We start from the raw sequence: 15674 nt of genomic DNA, 5'->3' as shown, positions 1-15674 counted from the left end.
AAAGATATATAGAATACAGATAGACGTCGAACGCATGGCGTGACGGAATGCGACAGAGCCCGTCAGGGAAGCGTACCGAGTGCGGCGCTCTCACGCGGGAAGTCGGAAGGTCAGAGCGGCCGCGGGTGGCCGATCAGGTTCGGATGCGGGCCGCCGCGGCCTTCGAGCGTCGTCCCGCGCGCCGATCGGCCCAACGCGATGACGGATCGCCCGGCGCGAAGCCACATCCGCGTTGCAAGGCTCGAACAGGTTTCGAGCGCGCACCGTGTTCTGATTCTCGGAAGATGGTAGCGGGAGAGGGACTTGAACCCCCGACACGCGGATTATGATTCCGCTGCTCTAACCAACTGAGCTACCCCGCCCCGCGCATCGGGTTCGATGCGGCGACGGGGGCGATATAGGGTGGGGCCGGGGGATGTGTCAATCGGCTTGGCGCCTTCGGGCGAAGACAAGTGCGATCCGAGCGCCCTGTTGCCGGACGGGCGATGTTTCGATAGGTCCAACGGGCTTTCGGTCCACGCGGTGGCGGTCCGGGGGCGAATTCGCGGCAGGACGGTCGCGGCTGGCCGAAATGCCGTTCTCGGCTTCGCCCGCGTCCGTGCGCATGGAACGAGTGCTTCATGACACCCAGAATCGCTGTCGTCGGATGCGGGCAATGGGGGCGCAACCATATTCGCACGCTCGACGGGCTCGGTGCCCTCTCGGGCGTCGCCGATGTCGATACGGCGCGTGCCGAAGCCTTCGCGGCGCAGTACGGCGTCCCCGCCTACACCGCCGAGGCGGCGATCGCCGCGCCCGATCTCGACGCGCTGGTTCTGGCCATGCCCGCCCATCTCCACGGGGAGACGGCGCGCGCCGCCTTCGCCGCCGGCAAGGACGTCCTGATCGAGAAGCCGATCGGCCTCGACGCGCGGGACGCGGCGGTGACGCGGGCGGCGGCGGCCAAAGCCGGGCGCATCCTCATGGTCGGGCATGTCCTGCGCTTCCACCCCGTGTTCCAGCGCCTGTGCGGGCTGGTGCGCGAGGGGCGGATCGGCACGCTGCGCCACATCGTCTCGAACCGGATCGGGCTCGGACGCTTTCCCACGATGGACGCGGTCTGGGATCTGGCGCCGCACGATCTGTCGCTGGTCCTGCATCTGGCCGGCAGTCACCCAGTGGAGGTCAACACGCTGCGCCGCACGGTGCTGAGCGACGAGACGGACGTCGCCGACATCGCGCTGCGCTTTGCCGACGACATCACCGCGCAGATCCATATCTCGCGCGTCTCGCCCTATCGCGACCGGCGCTTCTCGGCCATCGGCACGGCGGGCATGCTGGTCTTCGACGACATGGCGCCGGACGGGCAGAAGCTGGCCTTCTACGGCCATACGCTGTCGCGCGCGGCGGCCGGGTTCGACTTCGTCCATGCCGAGCCCGTCTTCGAGGAGACGCAGACGGGCCTGCCGCTCGAACGCGAGCTCGCCCATTTCATCGACTGCGTGACGACGCGCCGGCCGCCCGAGACGGACGGCGACGAGGCGGTGGAGACGGTGCGCATCCTGCAGCTGGCGTCCCCGCTCAAGCGCTGAGGCCGGCTGCGAAGACGTGTGCCGCGCCGGCGACCGACGGCGCGGCTCCGAGAATGCAGGATCAGGATGCGGCGCGCAGGTCCATCGGGGCCGGCACGGCGATGGCCTCGCCGACGCGCATCGCGCGGTCGACGATGCCGCCGCCCAGAAGCTCCGCCCCCTCGCCCGGCGCGTCGTAGAAGACGCAGGCCTGGCCTCGGGCGACGCCGTCCTCGCCGTCCACCAGTTCCACCTCGAAGCCGTCCGCGGTCGCCACGAAACGCGCGGCCGCGGGCGGGCGGGTGGAGCGCACCTTCACGTGGATCTCCACGCCCTCTGCCGCAAGTTCGGCCGGCGAGCGCGCGCCCAGCCAGTTGACCGCGCGCAGCGCCAACCGCCGGGTCGCGAGCGCCTCGCGCGGGCCGACGGTGACGCGGGCGGTGCGCGGATCGAGGCCGACGACATAGAGCGGCTCGCCCGCCGCGATGCCGATGCCGCGACGCTGGCCGACGGTGAAATGCAGGATGCCGTCATGCCGGCCGAGCGTGCGCCCGTCCACATGCACGATCTCTCCGGGCGCGCCGGCGCCCGGATGCAGGCGCTCGATCACGTCGCTGTAGCGCCCCTTGGCGACGAAGCAGATGTCCTGGCTGTCGGGCTTGGCCGCGACCTCCAGCCCGTGGGCGGCGGCCAGCGCGCGCGTCTGCGCCTTGGTCAGGCGGCCCAGCGGAAAGCGCAGGTAATCCACCTGCCGGTGCGTCGTGGCGTAGAGGAAATAGCTCTGGTCGCGGTCGAGATCGGCCGGGCGCAGGAGCGCGCGGCGTCCGTCCACGAGCCGGCTGTCGATATAGTGGCCGGTCGCCAGCGCGTCGGCGCCGAGATCCTGCGCCGTCGCCAGGAGGTCGCGGAACTTGACGGTCTGGTTGCAGGAGACGCAGGGGATCGGCGTCTCGCCGGCGAGATAGCTCTCGGCGAAGGGCTCGATGACGCTGCGCCGGAACACGTCCTCGTAGTCGAGGACGTAATGCGGGATGCCGAGCGTCTCGGCCACCCGGCGCGCGTCGTGGATGTCCTGGCCCGCGCAGCAGGCGCCCGCCCGGCGCGGCCCCTCGCCGGCATCGTAGAGCTGCAGGGTGATGCCGACGACGTCGTAGCCTTCCGACTTCAGGAGGGCGGCCACGACCGAGGAATCGACGCCGCCGGACATGGCGACGACGACGCGCGTGTCGGCCGGGGCCCTCGGCAGATCGAGGCTGTTCAGCATGGGCTTCGTCCCTGTCCTTCCTTCCCGACCCGATTCGCGGCGCGCGGTCGATGAGGTCTCGGGCGTCGCGTCTTCCACGGGGATGACGGCGAGATTGGGTCTTGCGGCAGCCGGCAGCCCCTGGCCTCCGGCCTGTCTCCCCTTCCCTAACGTCTCGCGCGGCCGCTTTCCAGAGCGGCCGGGCGCCGCGCCGGAGGGGCTTCGGGCATCGCCGCGGATTGTTCGCGGAAGCTTGACGGTTTTTTTAGAAGCCGGCGGCTACGGTTCGGGACGATTAGGTCTTGAGTTTTGTAGAGAGTGCAATGACCGATCAGGTAAGGCCAAGAGTGAAATACGTCATCGGGCCGGACGGGAGCCCGTTGACGGTGGCGGATCTTCCGCCGCCCAACACCCGCCGATGGGTCATCCGCCGAAAGGCCGAGGTGGTCGCCGCCGTTCGCGGCGGCCTCCTCAGCCTGGACGAGGCTTGCTCGCGCTACACGCTGACGGTGGAGGAATTCCTCTCCTGGCAGGCGTCGATCGACAGCCATGGGCTGGCGGGTCTTCGGACCACCCAGTTGCAGGAATACAGAAAGAAGCTGGATCTGCACTGACCAGCCTCGAACGGTTCCCACAGATCAGCCGGCCTCGCGCCGGCTTTTTTGTTGTCCGCTTCCGGGCGGGGCGCGACCGATCCGACGCCGCCTTCGCGGCCCGCCCGGCAAAAGGCGGCGCATGGAAAAGCGACGCCAGGGCCGGCCGACTTATCGGCAGGTCATGGCGTCGCTCCAGAGTCTCGATCCAGGACGCCGCGTCAGGCGCGGCGGCGATCGCGCGCGGCGGGTGGCCGCGACGGCTTGGCCTCGTGCGGACCGCCGGCCCTCAGAGGCTGGCGACCCGGCGCTCGTCGCTGTCGTCGCGGGCGTTGTCGCGCTGCTCGAGCTTTTCGGCATTGGCGAGCTCGGCTTCCGATTCCTCCAGCGAGAGGCGCGCGGCGTTCATCTGGACCTTCAGGTCCTTCACCGAGTTCTGAAGGTTGTCGCGACGGGCGCGAGCGGCCTTGGCGAAGGTCGGATAGGCGAAATGGGCGACGTCCGTGATGCCGCTCTTGCGTTCCTCGTTGCCGATCTGCGCGTCGAGTTCGGCGGCCATGCGCCCGAACTCGCCCATCATCATCTCGAGCTGCTCTACCTGACGCCGCTTCTCCAGCATCTTGAAACGAGCGACGCGTACGAGATTGTCCCGCTTCATCATGTGCTCCACCTCCGGGCGCCGCCTTATGCGGGCCACTTTCACGTCGCGTCTGACGGCTTCGGGCAAGGCTCGCGCCTTAAGCACGTTAACCGTCCGTTTACGCGCAATGTTAATCATAGAGACCAGGATTTAAGGCCGGGTAAACCGGCTCGAAGACAGGAAGCGCCCCTCGAACCGGAGGGCGCCTCCCCTCCCCGATCGCCTTCGATACCAGGCGTCCGGGGATGGATGACCGGAAGACTGGCGACGAGGGTCCATGACGGGCTGGAGCTTTTGTTAACCATTTCGTGCCAAGTTTCGGCCGAACTTCAGACAAACTTGTGCCTTGCCAGGTGTGCGGACCCGGCGGAGCCGGTGGAGAGGAACTCCAAATGCGCGTTCTTTTGATCGAAGACGACAGCGCGGTAGCGCAGAGTATCGAGCTGATGCTCAAGTCCGAGAGCTTCAACGTCTACACGACGGATCTCGGCGAAGAGGGCGTCGATCTCGGCAAGCTCTACGACTACGACCTGATCCTGCTCGACCTCAACCTTCCCGACATGTCCGGCTACGAGGTGCTCCGCACGCTGCGCCTCTCCAAGGTGAAGACGCCGATCCTCATCCTCTCCGGCATGGCCGGCATCGAGGACAAGGTTCGGGGCCTGGGCTTCGGCGCCGACGACTACATGACCAAGCCCTTCCACAAGGACGAGCTGGTCGCGCGCATCCACGCCATCGTGCGCCGCTCCAAGGGCCATGCCCAGTCGGTCATCCACACGGGCGACCTGACGGTGAATCTCGATGCCAAGACCGTCGAGGTCAACGGCCAGCGGGTGCACCTGACGGGCAAGGAATACGCGATGCTGGAGCTGCTCTCGCTGCGCAAGGGCACGACGCTGACCAAGGAGATGTTCCTGAACCATCTCTACGGCGGCATGGACGAGCCCGAGCTGAAGATCATCGACGTCTTCATCTGCAAGCTGCGCAAGAAGCTCGCGACCGCCACCGACGGCAAGAACTACATCGAGACGGTCTGGGGCCGCGGCTACGTGCTGCGCGAGCCCGAAGAGATGCGCGCCGCCTGAGGGCGGGCGGCCTCCGCACGACGCCGCCGCACGACCAGAGCCCGCCCGCGCCCCAGCGCCGGCGGGCTTTCTCGTGTCGGGCCGGACATATCGGGCGGTCAGGCCGCTCGGATCGCCGGCGCGCCGGATTTCAGCCCCGCCAGAAGCGTGCCGCGGTTGAAGGGCTTGTAGACGATGTCGTCGGCGCCGGCCCGCTTCAGGCGCGTCAGAAGCCCGAGATTGGCCTCCACGATGGCCGCGAGCACCAGCGGGCGGTTGCCGCCCTCGCTCTTGCGGATGGCGCGCATGAGTTCGATTCCGGCGGGCTCGCAGAGCGAGGCGCTGACGAGCGCGACGTCCGGCACGCCCTCGGCCTCGATGAGCGCCAGCGCCGCCTCGGCATTCTCGGCGGGGCAGGCCGCGAAGCCCTCCTGTTCCACGATGCGCGCCGCGATCTTTCGGATGACGGGCGATTCGTCGACGATGAGGCAGGTCTTCATGTCCCGGCTCCGGTCAGGGGCGGGCGGAACGTCAGGTTCCGCCGTCCCCCAAGCCTTAGAGCCGGAGTCTCGACTTACCGTTCAGAAACAGGGGAAAGATTGGATGAAACGGCCCCGGCGGCCGCAACCGGCTCGGCGGCGGCCTTCGGCGCGACGAGGAAGGTCACGCTCCCCTCGCCCGGCTGCATCGTCACCTGAAGGCCCGCCTGGTCGGCGAGGAAGAGCGTGTAGTAGGGCTGGATCGCCTGCGCGTCGATCTGCTCGACGCTGGTGCCCTCGAGCAGCGCGATGAAGCGCGAATGCACGCGGATGCGCTCGCCGGTCGCCTTCACGCGGATCAGCGGCGGCTCCAGCTGCTCGACGCTGACGCGCACCTCGCCGCCGCGGCTGATGGCCGTGCTCGCCAGGACCACGAGATTCAGCACGATCTTCGCGATGTTCTTGGGCACGTAGCCGTGCTGGCCCTCCCAGACGAGGCTGGCCTTCTCGTGCTCCATGTAGCCGCTGGCGGCCTGCTTGGCCTCGTTCAGATCGAAATTCGAGGTCTGCGCGCCCGCGGCGCCGAAGGCGATGCGTGCCATCTGCAGCCGCGCGACGGCGCATTTCAGCGAGGAGCGCATCAGCCCATGCGCCTCCTTGTCGTCGGGCATGTCGTCGAGAAGCTCCAGGCCGCTCTGGATGCCGAAGACGGGCGAGATGATGTCGTGGCACAGCCGGCTGGCCAGGAGGGCGGCGAGATCGGCGGAGGACAGGTCTGGCAGCTTCGTCATTTCCGGATCCGTTGGCTCGGCGTCGCGTAGCGGCACGGGCGAATCGCCCGTCCCGAATTGAGACGGACAATGAGTCTGCGGTTCCACCCCGTCAACCGACATGGGGCGCAGGCGCGCGTCTCGTCGGAGCGATTTCGGCCTTTGTGTGGCACAAGTCGCATTCGAGCGGGGCGCAGACGGGGTATTCCGCAAGGCCCTGCCCGGCCCTTTCCGAATGGCGGCCGCCGTGGGGCGACGAAGGGCGTTCGCGCCCTTCGAGCCGGCCGCCATTCTGGACGTGGCGTGGTCGGCGGCGGTCCGCAGTCCGCAGCCGCTTCGGGAGACGCGCTCGAGCTTTCCCGTTCCTCTTAAGCAATCGGAAAGCATGATTTGGTTCACTGCCTTTCTGGCGCCGTCTCGGCGCCGAGCGGAGCGGCCAAGGCCGGCCGCTCGTTCGGGGAAGGAGACTCCCATGAAGGACATCGCAGCTTCGGCGCGCGCGCTCTACGTCGCCGCCTTCGCGCTTCTGGCCTGCCTGTCCGGCGCCGTCCCGGCCGCCGCGCAGGAGAAGACGAGCGGCTACACGTCGAGCGAGATCATCACCGCCGGGCACCAGTTCTTCGGCTCGACCGCCGGAGGCCTCGCCCAGCTCATCGAACAGGCCTTCGAACGCTACGGCCTGCCGAACGGTTACATTCTCGGCGAAGAGGCGGCCGGCGCCTTCTTCGGCGGCCTGCGCTTCGGCGAAGGCACCCTGTTCACCAAGAATGCCGGCGAGCACCGCATGTTCTGGCAGGGCCCCTCGCTCGGCCTCGACGTCGGCGGCGACGGCGCTCGCACCATGATGCTCGTCTACAACCTGCCCTCGGTCGAAGGCGTCTACGGGCGTTTCGCGGGCGTGACGGGCAGCGCCTATCTCGTCGGCGGCATGGGGATGACGGTCCTGAAGAAGAGCGACATCGTCATCGTGCCGGTGAAGACGGGCGTCGGCGCCCGCCTCGGCCTCAATCTCGGCTATCTCAAGCTGACGCCGATGCCGACCTGGAATCCCTTCTGATCCCCCACCGGCCATCGCCCTGCCGTCCCGGCCCGGCGCGGCCGCGGATCGGCACAGGAGCCACAGATCGAAGGCGAGCGGCCTCTCCCGCTCGCCTTTCGCGTTCCACCGCCCCACTTGAGGGGAACTCTACCGGGGTCTAGAGCCTGTCGGCCGGGGCGAACGCGTGGCGGTCTCGCAGGAGGCGCTCTCGTCATCCTGCGGCCGAGATGCTTCGGATCTTACGGATCGCGGGCGTCCGCACGGACGAGACGGGCGCGCGGCGCCTTCGAGGATGCTTCATGATCGCGACCGGCCTCATCTTCCTTCTCGGCTTCTGCGTCGCGCTCATCGCCGCGCTCATCGCCGCGCCGCTCGTCGTGCGCCGCGCCAAGCGCCTCGCCCGGCGCGAGTTCGACGCCACCCTCCCCGCGACGGCGCGCGAGATCCGCGCGAGCCTCGATCAGGTGCGCGCCGAGGCCGCGCTCGAAGTGCGCCGCCGCGAGGTCGCCGCGATGGAGATGCGCGAGCGCGCGGCGCTGGAGCGGGCCGATGCCGGGCGAATCGCCCGAGAGAACGCCCTCCTGCGCTCGCAGGAGCGCCTTTCCGGCGAGGCGATCCGCATGCGCGACGAGGCCTTCGCCGATCTCGCCCGCCGCCACGAGGAGCGCGGGGCCGAGATCGCCGAACTCCAGTCGCTCGTCGCGCAGGCCGACCGCGCGATCGAGCAGCTGACGCTGGAGGTCGCGGCCCTGTCGCAGGGCCGCGTGGTCGAGATCGTGGAGTTGGGCGACGAGGACGGCGAGACGGCCCGCGAGAGCCTCGGCGACGCGGACGAAGGCCGCAGCCGCGCTCCGAAGGCCCTGCCCGTGCCCGTCGCCCTGCGCGCGCCGGAGGCGGAGCCCGCCGCCGAACCGCGGCGGGCGCCCGATTCGGACGAGGCCCCGGCACCTGAGGCCGCCGACCCCATCGCGGCCGCGCTCGGCTACCGCGCGGGCGATGAGCCGCTGTCGCTCGCGCAGGACGATGCAAGCCTTCGCGAGAGCGTCAGCGACATGGCCGCGCGCATGCTGGCGCTCGCCAGCCGCGAGGGCCCGGCCTCCGAGCGTATCCGCGAGATCCTCGCCTCGGCCCCGCAGACGCCGGAGGCCGATGGGGCGGGCGGACGCAGCCTCGCGGACCGCGCGCGCGACCATGCAGGCGCGCAGGCCGGCGAGCGTCAGCCGGAGCGTCTGCCGCAATAGAGATGGTGCAGAACGATCGCGGCGGTCGTCGCGACGTTCAGGCTGTCGAGCCCGGGCGCCATGTCGATGGCGAGCGTCTCGTGGCGGGAGAGAAGCGCCGGCGGCAGGCCCTCGCCCTCGGTGCCGAGCACCAGCGCCGTCGCGCCGTCCGGCGCCAGCGCCTGCAGCCGCGTGCGCCCAGCGGGCGAGAGCGCCAGCGTGCGGAAGCCCGCCGCCGCCAGCGCCGAGAAGAGATCGCCCACCCTGGCGAATCGATGGAAGGGCAGCGTCAGCACCGTGCCGACCGAGACGCGGATCGCCTTGCGATAGAGCGGGTCGCAGGCCCGGTCGTCGAGAAGCACCGCGCCGGCGCCGAAGGCGGCGGCGTTGCGGAACAGGGCGCCCATATTGTCGTGGTTGGACAGGCCGAGCGCGGCCACGACCGTGCCGCCCGACGCCGCGATCTCAGCGAGACGGGCCTCGATCGGGCGCTCGGGCGCGCGCCGCACCGCATGGGCGAGAACGCCGCGATGGACGTGGAATCCCGCGATCCCGTCGAACACGTCCTGCTCGGCCACGTAGACCGGCACGTCCGGCGCCAGATGCGAAAGGCGCGGCATCAGCCCGGCGAGGCGGTTGCGCAGGACGAGAAGCGAGACGGGGCGAAAAGCGCGCGAGGCGAAGAGCTGGTCGAGAACGACCGTGCCCTCGGCGATGAAGGCCCCCTCCCGCGCCAGATCGCGCTCGCGCACGTCGCGGAAGGCCTCGAGTCGAGAATCGGTCGGATCGGTCAGGTCGACGAGATCGGGCATGGTGGTCGTTCCAGGAATGATGCGGCCGGCGCATGCCGATCGCGGGTCACGGAACGAGCCGAGACGCGACGCCCTCTCGCCTTGCCCTCGCCGCCGGACCCCTGACATCGGACCTTGGGCCCGAGGCTTGTCACGGCACAGAGATCGGCGGAGCCGCCTGTGTCGTTCAGTCGAAGGGAAAGAGAACTGGTACGCCCAAGGGGAATCGAACCCCTGTTTGCGCCGTGAGAGGGCGCCGTCCTAACCGCTAGACGATGGGCGCGTGCCAGTGAGGAGCCGTATAGCCGGGGGTCTTCGGCTTGGCAAGAGCGTTTCTGCACGAAGCTCAGCGGATTTCGCCGAGGTCGTAGCGCGCCAGGATCGCCCCGTCCGAAAGGGCGACGAGATAGAGCGCCTGGCGACCGTCCAGGCTGAGGCGCAGGAGCGCGCGGTCGCCGTCCAGCGCGCTTTCCAGCACCTGCGCGCCCTGCGGCAGCGCGAGGGCGAGCGGCGGGGCGCCGGCGGCCGGCAGATCGGGCGCGGAGCTTTTGTAGACAATGGCGGCGAGCACGGCCATAACGCCGAGGATCAGGGTCCCGACGGAGAGCGCCAGAAGGCGCAGCATCTTGCGGCGCAGACGTTCGGTCGCCGGGTCGAGCGGCGCGTCTTCTTCGTCTTGGATCGTCATGCCGGAAGGGCCCGCCTGCAGGTTTAAAGGCCCGTCCCTACAGGCGGAACAGCAATGCAGACAAGACGCTTCGTCGTGCCGCAGGACAGGAGCGGCGAAAGGCTCGACAAGTTCCTGGCCGAGGCCACGGGCGGCGACCTCTCGCGCAGCCGCCTCCAGGCGCTGATCGCGGACGGGTGCGTCCGCATCGACGAGAGTCCCGTCCGGCTCGCCAAGCGCAAGCTCGCTTCCGGCGAGAGCATATCCTTCGAGATGCCCCCGCCCGACGAGCCCGATCCCGAGCCGGAGGCCATCGCGCTCAGCATCGTCTTCGAGGACGCCCATCTCGTCGTGGTCGACAAGCCGGCCGGTCTCGTCGTGCATCCGGGCCCCGGGAACTGGACGGGCACGCTCGTCAACGCCCTCCTCCACCATTGCGGCGACAGTCTCTCGGGCGTCGGCGGCGTGAAGCGGCCGGGCATCGTGCATCGGCTCGACAAGGACACGAGCGGGCTCCTCGTCGTCGCCAAGGACGACATCGCCCATCGCGGTCTCGCCGCGCAATTCGCCGCGCACGGGCGCGACGGGCGCCTCGACCGGGCCTATCTCGCCGTCACCTGGGGCGTTCCGCCGCGAGTGCGCGGGCGCGTCGAGGCCTCGCTCGGGCGCTCGGGCAGCGACCGCACCAAGCGCGCCGTGGTGCCGGACGGGCGCGCGGACGCACGCCACGCGGTCACCGACTACACGGTGCTGGCGCGCCGCGCCGACGAACTGGCCGCGCTCGTCGAATGCCGGCTGGAGACGGGCCGCACGCATCAGATCCGCGTCCACATGGCCCATGTCGGCCATCCGCTGATCGGCGACGACCTCTATGCCGGCGGGTTCCGCACCAAGGCCGCGCGCTTCGAGGAGCCCCTGCGCGGCGCCGTCGAGGCCTTCCCGCGGCAGGCGCTGCACGCCGCGCGCCTCGGCTTCGTGCATCCGGCGACCGGCGAGGTGCTGAGCTTCGCCTCCGCCCCGCCCCCGGACCTCCAGGGGCTCGTCGACGCGCTCGACCTCACGGTGCCCGCGACGCGGCCGCAAGTCTCATAATTTCGTAATCCGCCTTCGCCGGTCATGAAATCGGCGAACGCATATCCCATATGAAACGTTGGTGTGTCGGCAATTTGCGGCACGCTTGTGAGGCCGGCCCGGGGATGGGCGGCCCGTTCGAAACGGAGGGCGCGACGATGGCCCAGACTAACCTGCCGAGCATCGCCTCGGGCGAAGGCGGCCTCAGCCGCTACCTGGAAGAGATCAGGCGGTTCCCGATGCTGGAGCCGCAGGAAGAATACATGCTGGCCAAGCGCTATGCCGAGCACGACGACCGCAAGGCCGCCCACAAGCTCGTCACCAGCCATCTGCGCCTCGTGGCCAAGATCGCCATGGGCTATCGCGGCTACGGCCTGCCGATCGGCGAGGTGATCTCCGAGGGCAATGTGGGCCTCATGCAGGCGGTGAAGCGGTTCGAGGCCGACCGCGGCTTTCGCCTGGCCACCTATGCCATGTGGTGGATCAAGGCCTCGATCCAGGAATATATCCTGCGCTCGTGGAGCCTCGTGAAGATGGGCACCACGGCGAACCAGAAACGCCTGTTCTTCAACCTGCGCAAGATGAAGAGCCGCATCCAGGCGCTGGAGGAAGGCGATCTGAAGCCCGATCAGGTGCAGCAGATCGCCACGCAGCTCGGCGTCAGCAACGACGAGGTCATCTCGATGAACCGCCGCCTGTCGGGCGACGCCTCCCTCAACGCCCCCATCCGGGCGACGGAGGGCGAATCCGGCGAGTGGCAGGACTGGCTCGTCGACGATTCGGAGAGCCAGGAGGACATGCTCGTGCGCGAGGACGAGCTCGACCAGCGCCGCGGCATGCTGCGCCAGGCGATGGACGTGCTGAACGACCGCGAGCGCCGCATCTTCGAGGCGCGGCGCCTGTCGGAGGAGCCGCTGACGCTGGAGGCCCTGTCCGGCGAGTTCGACATCAGCCGCGAGCGCGTGCGCCAGATCGAGGTGCGCGCCTTCGAGAAGGTCCAGAAGGCGGTGCAGGACACGGCGGAGGCCGCCACGCGCGCGCTGCGCCCGGTCGCCCAGCACGCCTGAGCCTCAAGGCGGTCAGCAAGACGGAACGCACACGGCCGCCCGCAGCGATGCGGGCGGCCGTTGTCGTTTCGAACCCTCGGCCCGTCGCATGCCCGCATCGACGCGCGGCAAGGCGGGTCCGCCTTGCCCGGCCCCATGCGCTCCCGTCAGGTCTTGGACGACCAGGCGGCGATCGCCTCCTTGAAGGCGCGGTCGCCCGGAATGCCCTTCTCGATGGACATCAGCGCCCGGCGGCCCGTGGCGTAGGCCAGCGGAATGTCGATCCACTGCTCGCGCTCGAGCAGGGCGAGATTGTTCTGCGTCGCCTGATCGAGATTGTTCAGCGCGATGATGAAGAACCCGTCCGAGATCTTGCCGGCGACGCCGATCAGCGGCTCGCCGCGCGCCTGCTCGCTCGGCTTCAGCGCAAGGCGCTGCACATTGGCGACGCCGCCGCCGGTGAAGCCCGGCGGGGTCTGGAACTCCAACTCGATCACGTGGCTCGCCGGGAGCGTCGGGTCGACATTGCGCCGGATGGTCATCACCAGCTTGATGTTCTCGTCCGGCACCTCGGCGACGGCGCGGATGGCCGGCTCGCTCGCCTGTCCCTCCATCGGCGGCTCGTTGACCACCGACCAGACGACGCTGCCCGTCTCCTGCGTGCCCGGCGCGTTGGGCGTGCGCTCCTGGTAGAAGACCGCCTTCTGGCCGACGGCGACCGAGGGCTCGGCCGGATCGACGGCGGCCGTGTCTGTGCCTTCGGCGCTCTCGCCGCTCGCCAGATCGCCCGGCGGGGTCGCGGCCGGGCCGCCCTGCGTGCCGACGGCCGCGGGCGCCTGCCCGATCTCGGCGGAGACGGTCGGGCTCTGGCCGGGCTCGGCCGGCGCTCCGTCCACCGGAGAGGCGGGGGCGACGTCGGTGCCCTCGTTGAAGGCGTTGCTGGCGCTCTCGCCCGGTCCCATCTCGGTCTCCGAGCCGTCCGGCAGGAGACGCTGCGTGTAGCGGCGGGTGGATTCGCGCGCCGCTTCCGCGGCGGTGGTCGGCGCGGTGCCGGCCTGCGGCGCGGCCGTGCCATCGGCTTGGGTCGAGCCCGGCGCGGTGGTCGCGACGTCGCTCGGCTCCACCGTGGAGGGATCGACGAGCATCGCCTCGATGTCGGCGCGATAGGTCCAGCCGAGCGCGCCGAGCCCCGCCAGCACCGCCACCGCGGCGATGCCGGCCGCGAGCGGGGCGAGCCGCCGCTCGGTCTTGGAGCGCGGACGCCCGCCGGCATAGCGCGGCGCGGAGAGGTCGGGCGCGGGAATGGCGCTGTCGTCGAGATGGGAGACCGGCGTGCCGGCCCCGTTACCGGCGCCCGCATCGAGGCTCGCCTCGCGGCGCGGATCGCCGCGTGCCTCGGCGGCCGGCAGGATGAAGGGCGCGCCGAGGGCGGCCGGGCGCTGCACCTCGTCCGGCTCCTCGGCCGAAGGCGGCAGGAAGGGCTGCGGGTCGCGGCGCATCGAGCCGCCCGGCGGCGGACGCAGGCGCCCGTCGGCGCCCGGCACGGTCGCCTTCGGCATGGCGGGGCCGGCCGGCCCCTCGTCGGAGCGTGGAGGCGGCGGGCGCAGGCGCTGGTCCGCCATGTCCGGCATCGGGCCACGGGCCGGCGCGGCGGGCGATGCCTGTGCCGGCCCCTGGGGCGGCGGGGCGAAGCCGTCCGGCGCCTCCTCCGCGCCTTCCTGCGCCAGATAGTAGCGCTCGGTGCGCTCGATCGCGTCCTCGAGCGAGGTGCGACGGGCATCGGCCACGTCCTCCGGCAGAGGCGGGTTGGCCGCCTGGATCTGCCGCTGGATCGCCGCTCTCGCCTTGTCGTAGACTTTCGAACGCATCTGCGGCGTGGCGCGCGGCAGTCCGTCGATCGTCTTACGCAGTACCGCGCTCAAGTCCGCCATGGATCGCAGTCACTCAATCAGATCTGGAAGTTGCTCGTGTCCCGGCCTCAAAACCCTAGTCTTGAAAGGGGTCCCGGACAAGGATCGTGTCGTCGCGCTCGGGAGAGGTCGACAGGAGCGTGACGGGTGCGGAGACGAGCTCCTCGATATGCCGCACGTATTTCACCGCCTCGGCCGGAAGATCGCTCCAGGAGCGGGCGCCGGCCGTGGTGCCCTGCCAGCCCTTGTAGGTCTCGTAGACGGGAACGACGCGGCGCTGGTCGGCAAGGCTCGCCGGCAGGTAGTCGATGCGCGTGCCGTCGAGCTCGTAGGCGACGACGACCTTGATCTCCTCCAGCCCGTCGAGGACGTCGAGCTTGGTGAGGGCGAGGCCGTGGATGCCGTTCAGCGCCACCGCCTGACGCACCAGCACCGCGTCGAACCAGCCGCAGCGGCGCTTGCGCCCGGTGACGGTGCCGAACTCGTGACCCTTCTCGCCGAGGAAGCGGCCGACCTCGTTGTCCTGCTCGCTCGGGAAGGGTCCTTCGCCGACGCGCGTCGTATAGGCCTTGGTGATGCCGAGCACGAAGCCCATGGCGGAGGGGCCGAGGCCCGAACCCGCCGCCGCCTGCCCCGCCACCGTGTTGGAGGAGGTGACGAAGGGATAGGTGCCGTGGTCGATGTCGAGCAGCGTGCCCTGCGCGCCCTCGAAGAGGATGCGGTCGCCGGCCTTTCGGCGCTCGTCGAGAAGGCGCCACACGCGGTCGACGTAAGGCACGATCTCGGCCGCCACCGAGGTCAGTTCCTCGAGGATGACGCTCGCCTCCACTTCCGGCACGCCGAGGCCGCGGCGCAGCGGGTTGTGGTGGGCGAGAAGCCGATCCACGCGCTCGGGCAGGTCGTCGAGGCTGGCGAGGTCCATCACGCGGATGGCGCGGCGCCCCACCTTGTCCTCGTAGGCCGGGCCGATGCCGCGCCCCGTCGTGCCGATGCGCGTTCCCGTCGAGGCGTTCTCGCGGATGGCGTCGAGCTCGCGGTGCAGCGAGAGGATGAGCGCGGCATTGTCGGCGATGCGCAGCCGCTCGGGCCCGATCTGCAGCCCCTGCCCCTCGAGCCGCTTGCGCTCGGCGACGAAGGCGTGCGGGTCGAAGACCACGCCGTTGCCGATCACCGAGAGCTTGCCCGGCCGCGCGACGCCGGAGGGCAGGAGCGAGAGCTTGTAGGCCGTCCCGTCGATAACGAGCGTATGGCCGGCATTGTGCCCGCCCTGGAAGCGCACCACGACGTCGGCCCTCTCGGAGAGCCAGTCGACGATCTTGCCCTTCCCCTCGTCTCCCCACTGGGATCCGACGACGACGACATTGGCCATGAACTGTCCTTTCGATCACGTCTGCGCAGGCGGGCGCGAAGCGCGGCGGACTATAGTGAGGCGTCCGCCAGGATGCGAGGCCGCCCGCCGTTTCGCATCCGGAATACGCCTGAAGCTTGCGAGGCCCCTTCGCATGGCGCGGGCGCAAACGGAACAGAAAACTCGATGCCTCGCCTCCCCTCGCGCCGCCGCCTCGTGAAGCTCCGCCCTTTCGCGCACGCG

General features: G+C 69.9%; 15 protein-coding genes and 2 tRNA genes. 7 read left to right on the top strand and 10 right to left on the bottom strand.

Annotated features, from left to right (window positions below; all coding sequences use genetic code 11):
• Nucleotides 1-285 precede the first annotated feature (285 nt).
• Nucleotides 286-362: transfer RNA gene (locus tag ASG48_RS01630), tRNA-Met, on the bottom strand.
• A 258-nt stretch (nucleotides 363-620) separates the two neighbouring features.
• Between ASG48_RS01630 and ASG48_RS01625 the strand changes: the two genes are divergently transcribed.
• Nucleotides 621-1571 carry a Gfo/Idh/MocA family oxidoreductase gene (locus ASG48_RS01625; RefSeq protein WP_055844191.1) on the top strand — a complete coding sequence of 317 codons (951 nt, stop codon included), beginning with the start codon at nucleotides 621-623 and terminating at the stop codon, nucleotides 1569-1571.
• A gap of 61 nt (nucleotides 1572-1632) precedes the next feature.
• Here ASG48_RS01625 and mnmA read toward each other — a convergent pair whose 3' ends face one another.
• A complete protein-coding gene (gene mnmA, locus ASG48_RS01620) occupies nucleotides 1633-2811 on the bottom strand; it encodes a tRNA 2-thiouridine(34) synthase MnmA (RefSeq protein WP_055845346.1) in 1179 nt (392 codons plus the stop codon).
• Nucleotides 2812-3116: 305 nt separating this feature from the next.
• On the opposite strand from mnmA, the gene ASG48_RS01615 reads away from it, so the two are divergent.
• Nucleotides 3117-3407, top strand: coding sequence for a DUF1153 domain-containing protein (locus tag ASG48_RS01615; RefSeq protein ID WP_055844188.1), 291 nt, complete (start codon nucleotides 3117-3119; stop codon nucleotides 3405-3407).
• Between the two features lie 268 nt (nucleotides 3408-3675).
• Here the strand turns inward: ASG48_RS01615 and ASG48_RS01610 are convergent, their stop codons facing one another.
• A complete protein-coding gene (locus ASG48_RS01610) occupies nucleotides 3676-4047 on the bottom strand; it encodes a flagellar export protein FliJ (protein ID WP_055844183.1) in 372 nt (123 codons plus the stop codon).
• A 371-nt stretch (nucleotides 4048-4418) separates the two neighbouring features.
• On the opposite strand from ASG48_RS01610, the gene ctrA reads away from it, so the two are divergent.
• Nucleotides 4419-5111: a cell cycle two-component system response regulator CtrA gene (gene ctrA / locus ASG48_RS01605; RefSeq protein WP_055844181.1), complete on the top strand. Its 693-nt coding sequence runs from the start codon at nucleotides 4419-4421 to the stop codon at nucleotides 5109-5111.
• Nucleotides 5112-5209: 98 nt separating this feature from the next.
• On the opposite strand, the gene ASG48_RS01600 is transcribed toward ctrA, so the two are convergent.
• On the bottom strand, nucleotides 5210-5590 hold the full coding sequence (locus ASG48_RS01600; RefSeq protein WP_055844179.1) for a response regulator: 381 nt from the start codon (nucleotides 5588-5590) through the stop codon (nucleotides 5210-5212).
• Nucleotides 5591-5664: 74 nt separating this feature from the next.
• Nucleotides 5665-6360 carry a histidine phosphotransferase family protein gene (locus ASG48_RS01595; protein ID WP_082529161.1) on the bottom strand — a complete coding sequence of 232 codons (696 nt, stop codon included), beginning with the start codon at nucleotides 6358-6360 and terminating at the stop codon, nucleotides 5665-5667.
• 451 nt (nucleotides 6361-6811) lie between these two features.
• Here ASG48_RS01595 and ASG48_RS01590 point away from each other — a divergent pair, with 451 nt between their 5' ends.
• Complete coding sequence (locus ASG48_RS01590) at nucleotides 6812-7396, top strand: DUF1134 domain-containing protein (RefSeq protein WP_055844176.1); 585 nt, start codon at nucleotides 6812-6814, stop codon at nucleotides 7394-7396.
• Nucleotides 7397-7677: 281 nt separating this feature from the next.
• Nucleotides 7678-8619, top strand: coding sequence for a hypothetical protein (locus tag ASG48_RS01585; RefSeq protein WP_055844174.1), 942 nt, complete (start codon nucleotides 7678-7680; stop codon nucleotides 8617-8619).
• Here ASG48_RS01585 and ASG48_RS01580 read toward each other — a convergent pair.
• The 3 genes from ASG48_RS01580 to ASG48_RS01570 form a co-directional block, all read right to left on the bottom strand.
• Nucleotides 8595-9410, bottom strand: a complete 816-nt coding sequence (locus tag ASG48_RS01580; protein ID WP_055844172.1) for an RNA methyltransferase — start codon at nucleotides 9408-9410, stop codon at nucleotides 8595-8597. The genes ASG48_RS01585 and ASG48_RS01580 overlap by 25 nt on opposite strands.
• A gap of 187 nt (nucleotides 9411-9597) precedes the next feature.
• Nucleotides 9598-9672, bottom strand: a tRNA-Glu gene (locus tag ASG48_RS01575).
• Between the two features lie 63 nt (nucleotides 9673-9735).
• A complete protein-coding gene (locus ASG48_RS01570) occupies nucleotides 9736-10077 on the bottom strand; it encodes a hypothetical protein (protein WP_055844170.1) in 342 nt (113 codons plus the stop codon).
• A gap of 54 nt (nucleotides 10078-10131) precedes the next feature.
• Between ASG48_RS01570 and ASG48_RS01565 the strand changes: the two genes are divergently transcribed.
• Complete coding sequence (locus tag ASG48_RS01565) at nucleotides 10132-11148, top strand: RluA family pseudouridine synthase (RefSeq protein WP_055844168.1); 1017 nt, start codon at nucleotides 10132-10134, stop codon at nucleotides 11146-11148.
• A 137-nt stretch (nucleotides 11149-11285) separates the two neighbouring features.
• The gene (gene rpoH, locus ASG48_RS01560) at nucleotides 11286-12194 is read left to right on the top strand and encodes an RNA polymerase sigma factor RpoH (RefSeq protein ID WP_055845343.1); all 909 of its coding nucleotides are present in this window, start codon (nucleotides 11286-11288) and stop codon (nucleotides 12192-12194) included.
• A 146-nt stretch (nucleotides 12195-12340) separates the two neighbouring features.
• On the opposite strand, the gene ASG48_RS01555 is transcribed toward rpoH, so the two are convergent.
• Nucleotides 12341-14104: a hypothetical protein gene (locus tag ASG48_RS01555; protein ID WP_156381395.1), complete on the bottom strand. Its 1764-nt coding sequence runs from the start codon at nucleotides 14102-14104 to the stop codon at nucleotides 12341-12343.
• Nucleotides 14105-14159: 55 nt separating this feature from the next.
• On the bottom strand, nucleotides 14160-15452 hold the full coding sequence (locus ASG48_RS01550; RefSeq protein ID WP_055844164.1) for an adenylosuccinate synthase: 1293 nt from the start codon (nucleotides 15450-15452) through the stop codon (nucleotides 14160-14162).
• Nucleotides 15453-15674 lie beyond the last annotated feature (222 nt).

The sequence above is a fragment of the Aurantimonas sp. Leaf443 genome, from assembly GCF_001425575.1.
Classification (GTDB): domain Bacteria; phylum Pseudomonadota; class Alphaproteobacteria; order Rhizobiales; family Rhizobiaceae; genus Leaf443.
The sequence above is the reverse complement of the archived record's forward strand: the minus strand, read 5'-3'. Positions and strand labels throughout refer to the sequence as shown.